The following is a 16,014-nucleotide window of genomic DNA, read 5'->3' as shown; positions in this document are numbered from 1 at the left end:
TGAAACCTATTACAATTTCATCAAATCCATATACACCTGATTGTATTCCGCAACCATTTTAGCAATATCAAATTGCATAGCTCGCTGATAACACCTGTCAGCCACCTGTTGATACAATTCGTTATCGCCATGCAATCGCAATATCTCATTGGCTAGTGCCTGAGCATCTCCATGTGGGAAAAGGATACCATAGTCCTTAGTAACTTCCCGCAGCCCATCTACATCAGATGCTACAAATGGTTTACCCGCTGCCATCCCTTCTATATTTGACAATGACAGTCCTTCCCAATGCGATGACATCACTATAATATCAGCAGCCTTTAATACATTAGGGATATCTGTTCTTATACCGAGGAATTTTACTCTTTCACAAACTCCCAATGCTTCCGATAACTGCCGCACTTCCACCATCCGTATTCCTATTCCAGCAAACCAAACCTCAAACCTATCCTTATCCAGGAGACATAAGGCTTTTACGATTGTATCCTGATCTTTCTGTTGGCGAAATCCTGCCACCATCAAGACAGCCTTTCGTCCTCCTTTTTCTCCCAATAACTTCTGGTTTGGTATCGCTTCAAATACAGCATTGACATCTATGCCATTATTAATAGTCGTAAGTTTCTTATATTGAGATGAAGTTGTCGCCAGCCATCTTCCTCCCATATATTCTCTCAGTTTCTCCTCTGCGACATTGCTGATACAGATAATATGATTATACCTATTATACATCCAACTTTCAATGATACGATACCATTTCCATTGACGTTTACGATTGGAGGTATTATGTTCTGTAGATACCAGCTTCGCTGAACAGAACAAACTAGCAATAGCTACAAATAGCTGAGGCGAAGAGTTATGCGTATGCACAATATCATACTTTCCAATGAGCTTAGTGAGCTTGACTATATAAAGTGGATTATAATATCCATGTCCTAAAGTATATATTTTGGTCGTGGGACTCGTTCTCCTTAGTCTAGCAGTCAGAGGTGTTTTCTTACTATCAAACACACAGAGGTCTACAATATGTCCCAATGCCTGTAGTTTTGGAATCATATTCACTACCAATGTCTCAGCCCCCCCAATTTCTAAAGAAGTAATAACCTGAAGTATTCGCATATTCCCAATTACGCAAAGATACAAAAATCAGCAACCGATTCCAAGCTAAGCAGGATTAAAAAGAAGAATAGTATTCATACATAATAATTTGGTTACGTGCAAGCCCTGTCTATCATTCGTTTCACCACCACCTCAGGTGCAAGCCATTGTTCATAATAAGCACGTGCCCCTTGCTCCAAGTGTTGTCGATATTCAGCATCATTATTAATTTTGACTACCGCACTATAAATTTCATCTTCCGAATTCACGAAATGCACATTCTTGCCATGTACCAAACCTTCACCAGGCATTTCTCGTTTTAACGGAGTTGAGATAATAGCTTTCCCCATACAGAGATATTCAGCCAACTTCCATCCATGACACTCGCATACACTTGGTGTATTGAAAACCAGTACGCTCTCCTTTGTCTTGCGGATATAATCATCCATAGACAAACGCTTATCATAAATGAAATCCCTATATATATCTTTGTATTTAGGATAGTCAGGCATCTCGCGCAACACAGCATCTCCATCAACATAAAACAATCCGCCCTCTATATCCAATCCCGCCTTTTGGCATGCTTTCAAAAAATCACCACGGTATTTATTGGTATCTGTAGCTGCAAACTCATTATACCACAAGGTAGAAGCGTGGAAGATATAGTTAGCCCTCACCTCCGTAAATATTTCATACTGTTCGAGGCGCCGGCGACGAATATTAGTATAAAGGTAATCTTTTAAATAACTTTGAAAAGTAATATCAGTATATTTCTTTCCTTTTATGTAATGTGACATACATTGCAAGATAGTCCTTGCTTTAGAATGTAATGTCAGACCAAACTCTGGTCCAATAGGCATTAATTTACCATATTGTGCGACTTGCTCCATAGTAGGGTTTACCATGCCATATACATCACACCAATCATATCTATCCAAGAACACCTTAGCCACATCCTCCGTGTCGACAAACACCTTCACTTCCACAGAAGCGTTTTTATAAACAAAGGCAAACCCACTGTTATAGTCTTTCGTATCCTTATAAAGCAATGATGCAAAGGGCCTTACATCGTAATGTATACATTGTTTGCCAAAGAGACATTCCAAGCCCAGCAAATACCAAGAAGCATAGTTGTATTTCAATCGTGGATCAATTATTACTTGCATAAGCGCAGATCATTAAGATGCATTATAAGCCCTAACAGGGCAAAAATAAACCATCGTTTTCTGATATATGGAACATCTTGTTCTTTAGTTCTTTGAAGGCAAAACCTGAAACGCCAATAATTAATGGAAGACTTCATTTTAACTCTTGTAGGAATATTATAAGTAGTCATCTCCTGATAAGTCAGCATGGAAGCAATCGGACTTTTCATTCTGATACGAATAATACTATCTGTCAATCCACCTTCTTGATACTCTGCCAAATAAATTACTTTATCAAAATATCTCAACTTATATTTCCCTGCAATTCGATTCCAAACCAGCACCTCCGGACAGAACTTTTCTCCTTCTATCTCTGGAAATGGGAACTCACGTAAAACATCTGTTCTAAACACCTCTTTCATATCACCAATAAGCCTCTTACAATATCGTATTTCTATATTGGTACCATCTATATAGCTCACGCAATGACCATTTATGTCAAGTTGTTGCAATCTATTCAGATGGTTGAAACCAGAACCAATAATGTCTTCTGTCCCTAACTTACCATCAAGCCCACATACACCAGCATAATTATATTTATCTTCAACAGACATCCATGCAGCTCTAACATCCTGTAAAGCATCCACAGGCAGACAATCGTCTGAATCTGCGATAAAGAAGAGTTCTCCGACAGCTTCTTTTATCCCTCTGTTAATCGCCGTATGTTTCCCGCCATTGGACTTATAGATATAGCGAATAGGAAATAAAGATTCCTCTATCATCAGATGAACAACGTCTGCCGTAGTATCTGTACTCCCATCATCAACAATAAGCCACTCAAAATCCTTATCAGTTTGAGCCTTCAAACTTTGATATAGACGCCGAAGCAAATCAGCCCGATTATATGTTGGAGTGAAAACTGTTATCATCCTTGGTGATACCATTTAAACATCTCTGTAAAAACTTTCTTTGCATCGTGAATTTGCAAAACAGTTTCTCTTCCGCGATCCGCAATCTTCTCATAATACCCTCTATTACAAGCTATCTCAAATAGCAGGTGTAAAAGCTCATCCATAGTATGATACTCCAAACAGGAGTTATTATCTTTTGCTGCAATATTTTCTAAGGCATATGGAGTGCCAATAACTAGAAGCCCATTAGCTATCGCATCAAGAACTTTCCCTTTTGTACCAGTACCAATAACGATAGGGGTAAGCTGAATATCATATTTGCAAATTTCCTCAATATAATTATCTGCATAATTAATATGTCTCACATCAAAACCATATTGAGATAGTAGATGGGCATATTTATTCCAACCACGTCCTAAAAAGGTTATACGATAGAATTGATTTAAAGCTGTAGAATTACACAAAGCTTTGCAAACGGCTTCTACTCCATATTTCATGTATAAATTTGCTTGCCCAGCAATAAGTAACTCTATTTTTCCAACATGAAAGTTTATTTTTCTACTCTCATTCATTACCGTATAGTGTGGATGTCGAAAGAAATGAACATCAAGCTTTTTATTTAAAGTCTGTAACCTCTGTGCATCAATATCACCAACTAAATAATAACGAGTATTAGTAGGAATAAAAGTCTTCTCTATCCTTACAAATTTCCGTATCATAAGACGTGCTTTTATCCATGTTATTTTATCCATGAGATGTTTCTCTTTTAGAAGACGTGCATAAAAAAGCGACTCACAATCCGGCAATACGTGAATACATCTAGCGCTACCATTTAATTGTCTGACAACACGAGATAATTCTTCACCATAAATAAAGACTCCATCAATAGAGCTACTCTTTATTTCAGACAAAATTTGATGTGGAAGCAACAAATAATTCAGAAGAGGATATGGCAAGATAAAGCGTAATACCATTCCTAAAGATGAATATATTAGAAAGTTTACCCAGCGGGGGATAGGAATAACTACAATCCTACAATTTAACTCCTTTTCAACTTCGCTTATTTTGCTATCCGATAAATGATTACTATTAAAAGTATATAATATCAAATCAATATCATTTGCTCTATTTTTAAGCAAATGATATGGTAAGGCCGAAGTTCCTTGTATATTCTCTGATGCTGGTGCTACTAATGTTATTGCTATTAAATTCATTATAATCTCACTATATAAAGATTAAGCGCTACTTCCTGCTTCCCATCAATATATCCATTTGTTTAGGAAATACCTTTTTACCAATCATATAAAAGGAAACACTTACATATGAAACTAAAACAGGAATCAAAATAAGACAAAATGATGCTGTCCATCCATTAACCGGGAGAACTTTTACCCATAATTTTAGAGGTATATGGATAATAAACATATGGAAGACAAAAACAAAGAAAGAGACTTCTGCCAATAAGCGTGATACGCGAATCTTTTTTCTTGCTACACCCATTTCTACCAATAAGAAGAATGTCACAATAAGACTTAAATCCTTTATCTTATCAAGCACAAAACTATAATTATTATGATACCATACCCACAAACAGGCTAACACTAAGAAGATAGAAATACAAATCCATTTCCAAGTTCCTTTTTTAAATTCTTCCAAAAAGTCTTTATTATTAACAGAAAACCAGGCTCCAAACATATATGGAAATGCACAACGCATTCCAATGCCAGGGAGAAAATGTATTTTGGTAGGAGCTATATATAATAATGCAAATAGAACCAGCAGAAACTTACTATATTTTGAACGCAGTAGAACAAAGATGATAGGAGCAAATAGGTTTACTATCATTAAGTCTCTTAAAAACCATAAGGGTAATAACCCTTGACTAGGGTCCCAAAAGGAATAAAAAAAATCATAGAGACTCATCTGAAGCAAACTCTTCTTGTATGTTAATAAAGCTGGATAGAACCAACCGATTAAACATACAAACAGCAAGAAAATAATATTCCACAACAGATATGGAATAAGTAAAGATGAAATCCGGCGTTTTAGTTTATTCAGCAGAGACCTCATCTTAAATTCCCCCATATTATTAAAAAACAGGAAACCAGATATAAAAAAGAACATGGGTACAGCCACTGTACAAATTTCATTTTGAATAAGTTGCTGGAAAATATCAAAACCCAAGAATTTCCCTTCGGGAACATAAATCACGCCCCCTATTGGCCGATTAATAATAAAAGTATGCAATAATACGACAAAAACTATCATAGGGAATCGTATTGCAGTAATTGTTTGAGATGTTACTTGATTCATATGAGTCATCAAACTATTTGATATGAATAATTGGCCTATAGAATTTATCTTTATCATAATTAGGATCATACTCATAAGTATCATGAATACGATCATTTTCTCTTGACCCATTTGTCAAGAAAGTCTTGTATGGGTTTATCAAATTCCCCCATGAGAATACGATACGCAAAAAAAGAAGTGAACAAACCACGTAAACCATTAATCTATACTTTTTTGCCGTCTGCGTTCTCCCCATAGAAATATAATTTAATGTATAAATAAGACCCAGCATATAATACCAAGTCTGACGCCCTGCCGTAGCAGATTTTACAAACAGCAATAATATCAAGAAAAAGACTAGACTTGAATTAAGGAAAACAACATGATATCTTTCATTTGGGATTTTATCATATCGTTTTAAAATGAAATAGAGGAATATAATCACCTCTACAACATATTCTATTCTAAAATCATTTCCAGCTTCTTCATATTGACCAACTCGCTGACCAGTATTTGAGACCTCACCGTATAAACTATATAAGCCAGTTGTTATACCCGTAATCCCTATAGCCAAAGCTATGGTAAAAGAGATTAATATTACTTTTTTAGATATTTTTTTTGCTGGTATAAAATATAACGGAAAGAATATGATGGCAGAATTATGAAATTTATAGGCAATAAAAGCACAAATAAAAAAAGGTATTATCCGTCTGTCAATCACATAGCGATAGGCATACCACGATAAAGCTACAGCTAAAGCTTGGCGTAAATAAGTAAATGTGAAAAAAAAATATAATCCCAAAAATAAGATAATTGCCATTGGATAATCCTCAAAATAGTCCTTAAAGGATTTAAAGAGCAATATGTATATAATAATTGTAACAATGAAGATAAATATATATCTATTATCCGTAATGTGTGCAATAAGCATATTGAGATACACATAGGCAATCTCATAATCAGAATGCATTAAGACGTTTTCTTGCGACAGACTATTTTGCCCCTCAAGTAATAAATCAACACTATAATCAAATAAATCACCATAGATATATCTGTCATACCCTCCCAACATATCTGAAAATCCTACAATTACGCCTAAAATAATCATAACAGATAAAAGCCATGAGACAGAAGCCTTATGATTACTTTCATTGAAATAAATCATTGAAAGAGTTATGATAATATAAACGACTATATATACCATTAGACTAACAATTCATATATTCTAAAACTGCTTATATAATCTACGCGAATACAGGTATGCCACAAACACTTGTAAACACAAATCCCAAACAAGTTATATAGCCTTATCTATAATTATAAATATTATAAATAATCTTTCTATAAAGTGGTACATCACTTTTCACATTTTGCATGCCATTGATAGTCATTAGAACTCGAATGCGTTTCAGATATCCTCTGATCTCTGACAGCGAATATTTGTGCCTAAAGAGAGAATAAACTATATTATAACATTCATTCTTAATATGTTTCAATAGTAATGCTTCATTTGAAACCCTATTTATATATTCTGCTTTTTTTTCTAGAATAGTAATACTATCGCTAACTTTCTTAGCCCCCCATACAGATCTGCTAATAGAATTCATATCACCTATATAATAAAGATATGTTGTATATGGACAAAGAATTAAGGACCTAATGTAGGTTGCAACTTCAAAACTCCACATAACGTCTTCATGATAAAGACCAGAGAAGAAGTATGTCTGGTGCTTATCAAAAATATCTCTTCTAATCAATTTATTGCATCCTATAACATACCATCCATTGTTAATATAACCTTGAAAGACCTCCTCATTGGTAACGAAACTTTTTGTCTGTGCATCACTTACCTCTACCAGCCGACCTCTTTCATCAACTCCCTTTGTAATGCCCATCACTATCTCTGGAAATTCAGCCTCTTGCGCTGTTTTGACAAGTCTTTCAATGCAATCCTCCGTGATTCTGTCATCACTATCCAAAAAAAATATATATTCCCCTGTGCTCGCTCTCACACCTGTATTTCGAGCTTCAGACAATCCTTTGTTCTCTTCGTGTTCCAAAAGAATAAAGTTGATATTCCCTTGATAACCTACAACACATTGCTTGGCCAATATCAAACTATTGTCTGGCGTATCGTCATTGACAAGAATACACTCTATATCATAATAAGTCTGCTTCATCACCGATTCAAGACACGAAGCAATATATTTCTCTACATTATATATCGGAACAATAATGCTAACTTTCATTTCCATTTAAAAACTTTATGCAGTCAAAATCATCAAGATACCGTTTCAACCCGAATATATGTTTGTAATCTAAAGATTTACCAGAATACCAGTTACAATACCAATCAAATCCGTGGTAAAAAGGATAAGCAGGCTCAAACTCCATGCTCTTGGGGCCCATCACGGCCAGAGGATATTCTACATGCTCACATTCGTTCAGTAGTTCTTTTTCGAAAGAATACCCTTCTAACAGAATAAAAATATTATCCCAATTAATCCTTGCAACTCTTTCTTTCCACTTTTTCTTTGCAATATCAAATGTAGGGTAATGCACAAAGTTTATACGAACGTCACCCTTTTTAGTTCCAAGTACACCTACAGGAAAAGAAACGCTGTCATCTTTCATCTCTATTAGTTCACAGCCCATGTTCTCTTTTAAATCACCTACCAATAGCATAAAGTCTGGTAGGGATACCGAAAGGTTTACCGTAGGAGAATTAAACCGTTGCCCTAAATCATGCAGAATCACCCCACCCGTGCAATTGTTACAGAATAATGAGAACTCTTTGTTTATGAGTTTCTTTGATTTTCATCTATTATACCACAGACGCGGATATTTCATAAACCGGTGACAAAGGCCATTTATATGGGCACAGATATTCTTCATTTCAAATATTCTCTACTATTTGTTGCAACTTCTTTAAAGATTCTTCTTTATAAGATTGATATTCCATGTTATTTGACGTAAGTTGTCGCAAGTATTCTGCTTTATATTCTATATTAGCTGTATAGGAAATTAGTGCCCGCTCGTTTCCAACTTTTCTCATCAATGTAATTATGCGCCCATCATTGTCATTGGTATCCTTTACCACTGCTAACAAAGGCTTTTGGAATATCGTGGCAAATGCAGAACCATGAAAAGAGGTTGTTACAACAAAATCTGCATGTTGGAATAACCAAATAAATTCACATGGCCCTAAATTTTCAATATACTTGCAATGAGAGTCATAGACGGTGTATTTACCGCCTATATAAACAACTGGCATTCCTAATGTGGCTGCGACAGATTTTATAATCTGATTAACCCCTGGATATGGATTAAACATATAGTCAAGTATGTAAACCAAGATATAAGGACCTTGAATTTCTATCCGAGGTACCTTCGCTATTTTTATATAGTCGCCTTTATCCAGCAAAATTGTCGGGTCGCAAACAACATCTGCCTTGCGAGTTCCAAGCAAATCATCGACGATAATTTCTCCAGAATTTTCCCTAACTGTTATGTGCTTATATTCTTGTAGATATTTTTTATAAATTTCTTTGCTTTCCGCTGGAATTGTATTTACGGCAAAACTTGATGCATAAGACACCTTCGGCTTGCTTTGCACAAATGATAGTAAAAAATTAGTATCACCCTCCATCCATTTAGGATTCCAAACCTGGTCACTTCCTGTCATATACAAGTCATACTTTGGAGGATTTGTATTAATAGATTCCAAAGTGTACGTTTTATCAGATAAAGATAGAAAAAACCTGCGGAATTCTTTAAAATAGTCTTCTTTTTTCTTTGAGAAGAATACTCCGGTTCTTAATTCATATATTTTTTTTCTAAGAAACAATTCTATAGTTGAGAAAATAGAGGATTTATTTTTATGAGGAAAAATATAGTTGATAATTTCGTTCTCATATCCTAACTTTATCAAAGCCTGTTGTAGGGCATATGCTTGCAAGGCTGAGCCAAAATTAGTGACACGATGCATTGTTATAATCCCTATTTTCATTTTTTTATAGCCCTATGAAATTTATATTTAAGTACTGACGGAATACTTAGGTAAAAAGCAATTTTTGTAAGCCTATCCCATGTGCGTAGAGAATAATTTTGTCCATGATTCAACATTATTCTGGCTATGGGGTATAGGATTGCATTCTTTGCATTTTTCTTCATTTGCCCTTCTGCCACTACTCCAAACGAATGAGACTTCAAAGTACAATGGTTTAAACTCTCTAATATTTCTTTACCTTTGTTCGTAAAAGCAATGGCCGCACTGACTCCTTTTTCGTCATTTTTATATGTTTCTCCCCACAAATCTCCTATTCGTATATCAGCAGAAGATGCCTTATACTTAAACTTACAGTTTTTCACACAAGCTGGATTCATACACCAATCACCTAAAAAAAGTCGATAAAATAAATCTCCTTCTGACATCAAACTGTATATTTCTTGGTTGGTGCCTACCAAATTCATAGCCCAAGAATCATGCCAACCTGTACGCTTATTTCTCCAAGTAACAGAACTTATTCTACCGACCTTTGGCGTATAAATATTTAGATAGTTATACCACATCCACATAGAAGGGACACCATGGCAGAAAAAATCCATCAAAATAAAGTTATCTTCTTTCCTAAACTTTTTTATATATCTTCTAAATGAATCTATTTGGCAAGGTGTACCTGTTACCAAAAACTTCTCTTTAAGATTGACCGATTTTAAGCCAGCAACTGTATAACTCTGAATATATTTAGAACCTATCGACGCTTTATAATCTTCAACGTTGTCTGCTATATAGTGTTCAGCTCGTCTTTTATCTATATTGTATCTTACTCCACACGCCTTATACCCTTGATTTATAAGAAGTTTCCCTATCTCAAAACCAACTCCACCCGAGGAAGCTTTTAATCTTATACTTTCATCGTTGCTCCACGAGGCATAACTTGTAGTTTCTGTTGTTTCTAAGCCCAAACCTGGATTAATGAAACTACATACATTGCGACAAAGTGCGCAATCGATACATCGGTTTTCGTCAACGATTGGTTCATAAAACCCATTTTTGTTCAACTTAATGGAAATAGTATCTTTAGGGCAGACAACTGCACAAACTCCACAGCCAAAACAATCTTTTATGTCAGATACATTATTCATTTACTATGTAACTTGCTCTTGATTGTTACCCATAGAAGATCTTTTGATTTACAATCTAATAATAGGCAATATGAAAATGTAATAGAGAATACAGTTGGTAATATTAAAACAGAGAACATTCGTAAATATATATTCAAAATACTCGTCTTCAAAATAAGCCCAAAACAAAGTGAAAAAGCAGCAATTAACGTAATAGGGAAAACCACTGTCAAAAGAAACTCCCTTCCATTAAATATTGACATTATTTTACTTAATTTCATAACATTATTGACTCCAGAAAGGATAGGTATATAAAGACAGATTAGCAATACCAAAACATATGAGTGTGTGATATAAAGCACACTATAAGCAATAGGAAGTCTTAATAGAAACAATATGCCATTTTGGGTATTTATCTGTTTTATCTTCCCATCAGCATTTATGGCTGTATAAGTTAAGGGTGTAAAGCTATTAAAAAAATTTGCCACCAAAGCTATTTGACATATAATAACGGCCCCTTGTGGCACTTTTGCCAACCATACACCCATTAGCGTATCCATTTCGCAAAGAACAGGAATAGAAATTAACATTGTTGCGACTGCAGAAAACTTTGTACCTAAGTAAATAAGAACTTTAACCCTTTCATAGTTACCATTTGCATATTCTTTTATTATTTGGGGATTAAATGCCGAAGATATATTGCCTATGAAAGAATATAGTATAGCTTGAACCTGGCCAGCAACGCCTACAGCTGCATTTATAATAGTTCCAAAAAATGAATTCAATATAATATTGAACCCTTGCTGAGATATCGTTAAGGAAGCACTATTAAAAAGACTCCATCCCGAGAACTTTGCTATATCTTTGACAATCGTTCTCTCTATCTTTAATCCTGTCCGGGATTCTATGAAATGGTGATAAGAATAAATATAATAATATAACAACAAACCAACTGTCATCAATGAATAGAGGATACTATACAATATCAAATGATCTACCATTGAATATAAAACAATAATTGCGATTATTAGTTTTACAAGAGATAAAACTATATCTATTAAAGCAAATGTACCAAATTTCTCATGGGAAATTATCAATGCAGTATAAGGAACTTGTATTATTGTTAGGGTAGTCACTAGGATGGAAAGCTGATATACCCAATTCATAGCCTCTATTCTGTTGGCAGGTATTATTAAAAATTTATTAACAAACCATAGTCCTATTGTTTCTGCTAATACTAAAAATATTATAGCTAAAAGAATATGAATAAATAATGTTGTCGAAAATATTCTTTTTAACTTCTCTAAATCTCTAATACCCAGTCCGTAGGTTAGGAAACGTGTCGTAGTTTCCTTTAGAGCTGTACTAACTACATTAAACAAGACAACAATACCGCCAACCAGATTATATATACCATAGTCTGACACACCAAGAGCCTGCAAAACAATTCTTGATGTATAAAAGCCTATTGCCATACTTACAAACATTCGTAAATATAACATACTTGCATTCCTTGCAATAGTTCTATCAGAGGAGTTCTCAATAATCATTAATAGGGTTATGTAAAGTCAAATTTGTTATATGTAGAGCTTCTATCTTGAAATAAGCATCCTAAGTCCATAAAAAGAGACATGTTTATCCGTAATATCCAGAAATCCAACAAATAGATATTTCCTTCTAAAATTACGGGATGAGACTTCCCTCCTCCACGCATAAACACATAGAGGTAGATATAACGCTATACGATACGCTACATCGGAGAACCCGCCTCCACATCTGAGCCTGTTACAGCTCGCAGAGGATGCGCCATTCAAGGCAGTCCTACATCATGCTACAAAGATATGTATTTTTTACTAAAGTAAAGCTATTTTTATACATCTTTTATTATTGGGGTGTCAAAATACTATCTCCCCACCAACTGCTGTACATCTTTTCACCACCAAGATTCACCTGTTTTACTGCAAAGGCCTGGCAGCGTTGCTGCAAAGCCCAAACAGCAATGCTGCCAAGGCCTAACAGCATTGCTGCGAAGCCGTGGCAGTAAAACAACAAAGTAAAGGGTATATGGTAGGAATAGTATCACAGGAAGCCAACTTGCATATTCCATCATATGCAAGCCGATGAACAAACCAAGCTAGAAAGGGAAAAGCAGCGTGTAGAGAAACAATTTTGACTACACGACTTGCATCTTCATACGCCCCTGGGCATCAACAATGACTTCTACTACATAGCTGCTGGGACTGTCGGGAATACAGATGGAGGCAGAGAAATGAAGTCCTTCGGAGTCGGACTTCACATATACAATATCGCTCAATACACTTTGACGGAGTGTCTGTTCAGGCACTTTCGAACTGAAATCCTGCTTACGGAAATCGCGAGAATAGAGCCGTCGGTTGCCATTGAAAACACCCAAGTGGACAATATTGTCATAATAGACATTCTCCACCTCTACCCCATCATCGTTATACGAACTCTTCACAACCTTGTAAGAGGTGGGATTTACCTGCACGTAATAATGATAGCGCTCATCGGCATACATCACGACGGAATCGCGCTTAATGAGCTGTTGCTGGTTGAGGGCAGCAACCTTCCCGGTCTGGAAAAAACTCAGATAAGCATGGTCCGTTGTCTTCTGCAAGGTGATGACATCGCCTATCTGATTTTTAAATATAAACAAATGGGGTGCTTGTTTTACGATCGGATACTTCACTGTGTTCGTTCCGCGCAGCACCAACGTATCTCTCACCACCTGGAAATAGACAGGCATCGAGGTAGAATCGGGATAATAGATGGTATCACCCTTCACCCTGAAGGCCGGCCCGTCCTCTTCTTCATCTATCCACACACCTTGCAACATCTTCTTGGCTGCCCGATTCTCCTGTACCACGGCTTTCCGCTCTTTATTATTGCAAGATGGCATCAAGAGCAATAAGGTCAACAGCACACAGTTCACGAGGATGTCAGTGTAATTCATTTGCCTGTGCATATTCGTCTAGATAACAATTCTCAAATTCATTCAAAAACAATTCGTGTCGCGTATATCAATCAAACAACACAGCATCTTCCAACCTGCAAGCCGTCAAATCTTTCTCTGACGTCAATACATCTTCAGGAGCTATTGGCCATTGCAGGTTGAGGGTCTCATCGTTCCAGCGTATGCTGGCCTCGTGTTGGGGGGCATATACATTATCCACCTTATAAGTAAAGACAGCCTCATCGCTAAGTACCAAAAAGCCATGGGCAAATCCACGGGGAATAAAAAGCTGATACTTATTGTCTTCACTCAATTCCACCATGACGTGTTTTCCAAAAGTGGGAGAACTACGGCGAATATCTACCGCCACATCGAACACACGACCGCGAATCACACGCACCAACTTGGCCTGCGAATACTCACCTTTCTGATAATGCAAACCGCGCAGGACACCATAAGACGACTTGGATTCATTATCTTGAATGAAGTCTACATGCCCCACATGCGCATCGAATTCGGCCTGCTTCCACGCTTCATAAAAATAACCGCGAGCATCGCTAAACACCTTGGGCTTGATAATAAAAACTCCCTCTATCCCGGTTTCTTGATATTCCATAACATTCTATATTACAGTAATTGTAACAACGCAAAGATACAACAAATAATATTGGCAGCAAAAGAATATTAAAAAAATGACGAAACTATTTTTGCCCGATTCACTTGTCTTTCTCATAATAAATTGGTAATTTTGCAAACGTGCTAGAGATTGAAAGACATATTGAGATTCTATTGCTGAACAATGACTGCGTGATTATTCCCGGCTTCGGTGGATTCATGGCGCATCATGTAGAAGCAAGGTATGACGAGGGAGACGACATCTTCCTCCCACCCTCGCGTACAGTAGGATTTAACCCACAGCTCAAATTAAATGATTCGCTTCTAGCCCAGTCGTACATTGAAGCCTACGACATCAGTTACCCGGAAGCGCTCAACCGGATTCAACAGGAAGTTGCCGAACTCCGACTCATCCTCGACAACCAAGGGGAATATGAATTCAGCGACATTGGCACACTATCACTAGACGAAGACGGACACTTCCAGTTTACGCCTTGCGAAGCAGGTATCCTCACGCCGTATCTATACGGCCTGAGTTCGTTCCAGATGAAGGTGTTGAGCTACCAGAAGCCGCAGGCAAAGGGGGCGACCATCGTTCCGAGCAAGGTTTCTGTTGACAATGCAGACATACAACAGCTGACAGAAGATACCTACGCCGCAGAAGAAGAGGAAGAAGAGAAAACTGTCAGCATCAAGGTAAGCCTATTGCGCAATATTGCCGCGGCATGTATTGTCTTCATGGCATTCCTGCTCATTCCGGCTCCGCTCAACAACGACAAGATACTGTCGAACACTACGCCCGACACCAGTCTGCTACTCAAAATTATGCCCAGCGACATGACCGCTGGCAGCATGAACAGCCAGTCGCCCGATTTTCAGAGACAGGCAAAAAAAGCAGTGGCAAAGGTGGTCGACTCAATCTCTACGGTCAAGAAAACAGCAGAGGTCAAGGCTGCAAACACACCTTATTATAGTCTGGTGCTTGCAAGCAAGGTAAGCCGGCACAATGCCGAAGCTTACGTAGCCCGCCTACAGGCATCCGGATATAAGGATGCGAGTATCGTGGAAAAGAGCCAGAACAGGAAAGTTGTCTACGGCAAATATGCTACTGCGGAAGAAGCCCGACTGGCATTGAACAAGCTCAATGACAACAGTGAATTTGCAGATTGCTGGATTAGTAAAATCAACTAAATGAAGAGAGTACGCTGTCCTAAGTGCGACAACTTTATCATATTCGACGAAACCAAATACCAAAAAGGGCAATCCCTGGTATTTGAGTGTCCGCAATGTGGCAAGCAATTCAGCATCCGAATGGGGATTTCCAAATTGAGAAAAACCCAAAAGGAGGAGGCTAACGACGACGAAATGCCCTCCGGGGCATACGGTACACTGACCGTCATTGAGAATGTATTCCACTACAAGCAAGTCATCCCCCTGCAAATGGGCGATAACGTATTGGGGCGATATATGAAAGGCAGCAAAACCAACTGTCCCATTGAGACGGTCGACCCTAGCATCGACATGAATCACTGTGTCGTTACGGTCAGCAAAGACAAGAAAGGCCGGCTGAAGTATGTACTCAGAGACGGACCTAGCTATACCGGAACTTTCGTTGACAACGAGATATTAGGCGACAAGGAACGCCGAATTCTGGAAGACGGAAGCCTCTTTACCATCGGAGCGACAAGCATCATACTACATACCCCCGAAAAAACAGAATAACACTTATTTTCGACTTTTGGGTACTGATTTGTTCTATTTCAGCATGATATTCTGCTGATATACCTATTTTTTCATTTTTCAATTATCAATTATCAAGTTAATGTACTATCTTTGCATAGATTAAAGGTACATA

At 37.1% G+C, this 16,014-nt stretch carries 15 protein-coding genes; 2 read left to right on the top strand and 13 right to left on the bottom strand.

Going from position 1 to position 16,014, the window contains the following annotated elements:
* Nucleotides 1–9 precede the first annotated feature (9 nt).
* The 13 genes from ACZ42L_RS01635 to rfbC all read right to left on the bottom strand — a co-directional run bounded on the left by ACZ42L_RS01635 (nt 10) and on the right by rfbC (nt 14,160).
* Nucleotides 10–1,116, bottom strand: coding sequence for a glycosyltransferase family 4 protein (locus tag ACZ42L_RS01635; protein ID WP_464716437.1), 1,107 nt, complete (start codon nt 1,114–1,116; stop codon nt 10–12).
* Between the two features lie 92 nt (nt 1,117–1,208).
* Complete coding sequence (locus tag ACZ42L_RS01630) at nt 1,209–2,261, bottom strand: glycosyltransferase (protein WP_464716436.1); 1,053 nt, start codon at nt 2,259–2,261, stop codon at nt 1,209–1,211.
* Nucleotides 2,252–3,169, bottom strand: coding sequence for a glycosyltransferase family 2 protein (locus tag ACZ42L_RS01625; RefSeq protein WP_464716435.1), 918 nt, complete (start codon nt 3,167–3,169; stop codon nt 2,252–2,254). Before ACZ42L_RS01625 ends, ACZ42L_RS01630 begins: the two co-directional genes overlap by 10 nt.
* On the bottom strand, nt 3,166–4,365 hold the full coding sequence (locus ACZ42L_RS01620) for a glycosyltransferase (RefSeq protein ID WP_464716434.1): 1,200 nt from the start codon (nt 4,363–4,365) through the stop codon (nt 3,166–3,168). The genes ACZ42L_RS01625 and ACZ42L_RS01620 overlap by 4 nt, the downstream gene beginning before the upstream one ends.
* 28 nt (nt 4,366–4,393) lie before the next feature.
* Entirely contained in the window at nt 4,394–5,464 is a 1,071-nt protein-coding gene (locus ACZ42L_RS01615; protein ID WP_464716433.1) for an acyltransferase family protein, read from the bottom strand.
* A gap of 13 nt (nt 5,465–5,477) precedes the next feature.
* On the bottom strand, nt 5,478–6,608 hold the full coding sequence (locus ACZ42L_RS01610; RefSeq protein WP_464716432.1) for an EpsG family protein: 1,131 nt from the start codon (nt 6,606–6,608) through the stop codon (nt 5,478–5,480).
* A gap of 142 nt (nt 6,609–6,750) precedes the next feature.
* Nucleotides 6,751–7,698, bottom strand: a complete 948-nt coding sequence (locus tag ACZ42L_RS01605) for a glycosyltransferase family 2 protein (RefSeq protein WP_464716431.1) — start codon at nt 7,696–7,698, stop codon at nt 6,751–6,753.
* Nucleotides 7,682–8,200: a DUF1919 domain-containing protein gene (locus ACZ42L_RS01600; RefSeq protein WP_464716430.1), complete on the bottom strand. Its 519-nt coding sequence runs from the start codon at nt 8,198–8,200 to the stop codon at nt 7,682–7,684. The genes ACZ42L_RS01605 and ACZ42L_RS01600 overlap by 17 nt, the downstream gene beginning before the upstream one ends.
* A gap of 139 nt (nt 8,201–8,339) precedes the next feature.
* Nucleotides 8,340–9,452 carry a polysaccharide pyruvyl transferase family protein gene (locus ACZ42L_RS01595; RefSeq protein ID WP_464716429.1) on the bottom strand — a complete coding sequence of 371 codons (1,113 nt, stop codon included), beginning with the start codon at nt 9,450–9,452 and terminating at the stop codon, nt 8,340–8,342.
* Entirely contained in the window at nt 9,449–10,591 is a 1,143-nt protein-coding gene (locus tag ACZ42L_RS01590) for a Coenzyme F420 hydrogenase/dehydrogenase, beta subunit C-terminal domain (RefSeq protein WP_464716428.1), read from the bottom strand. The genes ACZ42L_RS01595 and ACZ42L_RS01590 overlap by 4 nt, the downstream gene beginning before the upstream one ends.
* Entirely contained in the window at nt 10,588–12,120 is a 1,533-nt protein-coding gene (locus ACZ42L_RS01585; protein WP_464716427.1) for an MATE family efflux transporter, read from the bottom strand. Before ACZ42L_RS01585 ends, ACZ42L_RS01590 begins: the two co-directional genes overlap by 4 nt.
* A gap of 623 nt (nt 12,121–12,743) precedes the next feature.
* A complete protein-coding gene (locus tag ACZ42L_RS01580; protein ID WP_464700132.1) occupies nt 12,744–13,544 on the bottom strand; it encodes a DUF4738 domain-containing protein in 801 nt (266 codons plus the stop codon).
* A 67-nt stretch (nt 13,545–13,611) separates the two neighbouring features.
* Nucleotides 13,612–14,160, bottom strand: coding sequence for a dTDP-4-dehydrorhamnose 3,5-epimerase (rfbC, locus tag ACZ42L_RS01575; protein ID WP_464700130.1), 549 nt, complete (start codon nt 14,158–14,160; stop codon nt 13,612–13,614).
* A 140-nt stretch (nt 14,161–14,300) separates the two neighbouring features.
* Here rfbC and ACZ42L_RS01570 point away from each other — a divergent pair, with 140 nt between their 5' ends.
* Nucleotides 14,301–15,350, top strand: coding sequence for an HU domain-containing protein (locus tag ACZ42L_RS01570; RefSeq protein ID WP_464700128.1), 1,050 nt, complete (start codon nt 14,301–14,303; stop codon nt 15,348–15,350).
* On the top strand, nt 15,351–15,881 hold the full coding sequence (locus ACZ42L_RS01565; protein WP_464700126.1) for an FHA domain-containing protein: 531 nt from the start codon (nt 15,351–15,353) through the stop codon (nt 15,879–15,881).
* Nucleotides 15,882–16,014 lie beyond the last annotated feature (133 nt).

The sequence above is a fragment of the Prevotella mikamonis genome (genome assembly GCF_055381405.1).
The sequence above is the reverse complement of the archived record's forward strand: the minus strand, read 5'-3'. Positions and strand labels throughout refer to the sequence as shown.

Bases quoted from the DNA above. Each gene is read 5' to 3' on its own strand.
- ACZ42L_RS01635 (WP_464716437.1), bottom strand. From the start codon at position 1,116: ATGCGAATACTTCAGGTTATTACTTCTTTAGAAATTGGGGGGGCTGAG.
- ACZ42L_RS01630 (WP_464716436.1), bottom strand. From the start codon at position 2,261: ATGCAAGTAATAATTGATCCACGATTGAAATACAACTATGCTTCTTGG.
- ACZ42L_RS01625 (WP_464716435.1), bottom strand. From the start codon at position 3,169: ATGATAACAGTTTTCACTCCAACATATAATCGGGCTGATTTGCTTCGG.
- ACZ42L_RS01620 (WP_464716434.1), bottom strand. From the start codon at position 4,365: ATGAATTTAATAGCAATAACATTAGTAGCACCAGCATCAGAGAATATA.
- ACZ42L_RS01615 (WP_464716433.1), bottom strand. From the start codon at position 5,464: ATGAATCAAGTAACATCTCAAACAATTACTGCAATACGATTCCCTATG.
- ACZ42L_RS01610 (WP_464716432.1), bottom strand. From the start codon at position 6,608: ATGATTTATTTCAATGAAAGTAATCATAAGGCTTCTGTCTCATGGCTT.
- ACZ42L_RS01605 (WP_464716431.1), bottom strand. From the start codon at position 7,698: ATGGAAATGAAAGTTAGCATTATTGTTCCGATATATAATGTAGAGAAA.
- ACZ42L_RS01595 (WP_464716429.1), bottom strand. From the start codon at position 9,452: ATGAAAATAGGGATTATAACAATGCATCGTGTCACTAATTTTGGCTCA.
- ACZ42L_RS01590 (WP_464716428.1), bottom strand. From the start codon at position 10,591: ATGAATAATGTATCTGACATAAAAGATTGTTTTGGCTGTGGAGTTTGT.
- ACZ42L_RS01585 (WP_464716427.1), bottom strand. From the start codon at position 12,120: ATGATTATTGAGAACTCCTCTGATAGAACTATTGCAAGGAATGCAAGT.
- ACZ42L_RS01580 (WP_464700132.1), bottom strand. From the start codon at position 13,544: ATGAATTACACTGACATCCTCGTGAACTGTGTGCTGTTGACCTTATTG.
- rfbC (WP_464700130.1), bottom strand. From the start codon at position 14,160: ATGGAATATCAAGAAACCGGGATAGAGGGAGTTTTTATTATCAAGCCC.
- ACZ42L_RS01565 (WP_464700126.1), top strand. From the start codon at position 15,351: ATGAAGAGAGTACGCTGTCCTAAGTGCGACAACTTTATCATATTCGAC.